Annotated in this window: 3 protein-coding genes; all 3 read left to right on the forward strand. The window is 38.5% G+C overall.

Going from position 1 to position 2,403, the window contains the following annotated elements; all coding sequences use genetic code 11:
- Nucleotides 1-1,043, forward strand: a 1,043-nt coding sequence (locus tag KBF89_08345) for a phosphotransferase (protein MBP9116330.1), incomplete at its 5' end; no start/stop codon positions are given.
- A gap of 175 nt (nt 1,044-1,218) precedes the next feature.
- Nucleotides 1,219-1,458, forward strand: a complete 240-nt coding sequence (locus tag KBF89_08350) for a virulence RhuM family protein (protein ID MBP9116331.1) — start codon at nt 1,219-1,221, stop codon at nt 1,456-1,458.
- Between the two features lie 278 nt (nt 1,459-1,736).
- The coding region (locus KBF89_08355; GenBank protein ID MBP9116332.1) for a Fic family protein at nt 1,737-2,403 on the forward strand (667 nt) is incomplete at its 3' end.

The following is a 2,403-nucleotide window of genomic DNA, read 5'->3' on the forward strand; positions in this document are numbered from 1 at the left end:
ACCTTCACGCCAGATGGCAAACACCAGAATGCATATTGAAACCTTTACTCGATCAATGGGGTTACGAAGACTCCGTAATAGGAGATCGTATTGTTGCTGGTGAATCCAGCGAGGTATATAAATTATATGAAGGATCAACCGGCGATTTACTTGGCTATCTAAGAATTGCACATCACGAATTAAATTATGCCGAAGTGGTACTAATGGAAGAATGCGAAGAAGTAGGACTACCAAGTGTCCAAGTTTTGCGTTACGGAGCATACGATTGCGTACAAAATGGTTCAAATAATAGGATTAGCATCACCTTGCTTTCACCAGCTAAAGGAATAAATATCGAAGAAGGATTAGACACAGGAGAGCTCGAATCCGAGGTAGCACAAAAAGCAATTAGCAATGCTGGAATAGAGTTGGCAAGAATTCATAGACTGTCTGAAACGTCGAATTCAATAGCGGACTTAGTAGAAAGAGAACAGGACATATTCTCACGTCGAAAACCCAGCGACTATTGGTCTGAATGTTTAAAAGGTCTAGAAGACATACCAGGACTAGAAGAATTCTTGCAACGAGTAGCAAGAAACATCGAAATGCTCGATGTAAAATTCGGCGAAATTATCGACAATCATCCATTGGTTCTCACTCATGCAGACTACGATATGAAACATCTATATTGTGACCCACAAACAGGAGAAATTACTTCGATTATAGATTTTGGAGAAGCCCACGTAAGCGTTTCGCATGCCGACTTAGTCCACTGGAATACCTATTCAACAGAATCGTACCCATTTTTTTTAGAAGGCTACTTGGGTGAACGATTTAGCGTTGGTTCTATGTACGAAGGGATATTTCTAAATGAATTAGATGCTGCCTTTGCCGAAAGGGTATTCCTAGATGAATTAGACGTTGTTTTTGCCGTAGGTCAACTAAAATGGGCAGCCGGCCGTGTCGAAAACGGTATAAATGCGGAAGCTATACATCACCTTATGAAATGCGTTGAAACTTGCGAAGGGCTCTCTGCGGGCTTTCCAAATTTCGCAGAAATATAGTTAAAAAATTACCAAGCAATAGGGCCCGACACTACCTTTGGGACAAATCGGTACTTGTAAAGATTGTTTACAAGTTAAATTACTTGCATGTAAGATCCCTAGCCAGCTAACAACTCCAAAATGACATATAGAAATTCTCTTTAGATTACACCGATTCAAACTTGCCCAAAAATCTATGGCAGAGCTATTTGGCGTAGAGTCGAATACTATTACCTATCACCTCAAGGAGATTTTTAATAGCACTGAACTCGATAAAGACTCAGTTACTCGAAAAATTCGAGCAACTGTTTTAGGCCAAAAGTCCTATTTAACCAATTTCTATAATCTTGTTGCGATAATCTCTGTTGGTTATCGAGTAAATTCCGTACAAGCAACTGGGGTAACTACAACACCTAAACGTGTGGCAATAAGCTAATTATCCAATAAGCAAAAATATATTCTATTTACTATTGTATAAATACGATACTTAGTATGCAATAGTGTATTGAAGAAGACGTTGCAAAAATACAACATTATACGTGCCTTAAAGTTCGCTGTCGCACACCTATGTTATTCTTAAAATATGGATATGAACAATGAATACAAACGCAAAGTAGGTTTTCCGGTTTGTCAAGTAGCGAAACCTTCAATGTCAACTAAAACGCACTCTGGACTGCTAGTATTGATCCATGTTGTCAAGTAGAAGGTGTAGCTGTGTCAAGCAGGAACTCTAGTAATCATACATATATCCCCGAACTTTCTTTCGATTCACCCTTAACAAATCTTATTATAGACCTCGATGCATTACGCTCTGTAACCACCTCTGGAACAACGCCTAGTCATATATTTGCTCAATTAAAATATTTATTTCATATCCTCGAAAGTATAGAATCCGCAAGAATAGAAGGTAACAGAACAACAATTGCAGAAGTCATGGACTACAAACAGGAACATGGCGACAAACCAACAGAAGATGAACGATTTAAAGAAATTTTTAATATTGAAAAAGCGCTTAAATTCATTGATGAAAATGTTCACGAAAATAATATAGATGCAAGCTTTATTTCCCACCTACACACTATGGTTGTCGACGGGTTAGAACGAGAAGGGAGTAAAACTCCTGGAACTCTAAGACTTGAAAATGTGAGCATTTCCGGCTCGGCTCATACTCCACCTGAAGGAATGAAAGTACCTGAATTATTAGATGATCTAATAAGTTTTATAAACACTGAACAAGAATCAAAATACGATCTTTTGAAAATTGCGATATCTCACCACAGGTTTGCGTGGATACATCCTTTTGATAATGGTAACGGTCGCATGGCTAGGTTGGTGACCTATGCAATGCTTATCAAGTTTGGTTTTCCACTTGACGCTGATG

The sequence above is a fragment of the Acidimicrobiia bacterium genome, assembly GCA_018057765.1.
In the GTDB taxonomy this organism is placed as follows: Bacteria; Actinomycetota; Acidimicrobiia; order IMCC26256; family JAGPDB01; genus JAGPDB01.

What these genes read in the sequence shown, in the direction of transcription:
- KBF89_08350 (MBP9116331.1), top strand. Translation starts at nt 1,219, where the DNA reads ATGGCAGAGCTATTTGGCGTAGAGTCGAATACTATTACCTATCACCTC.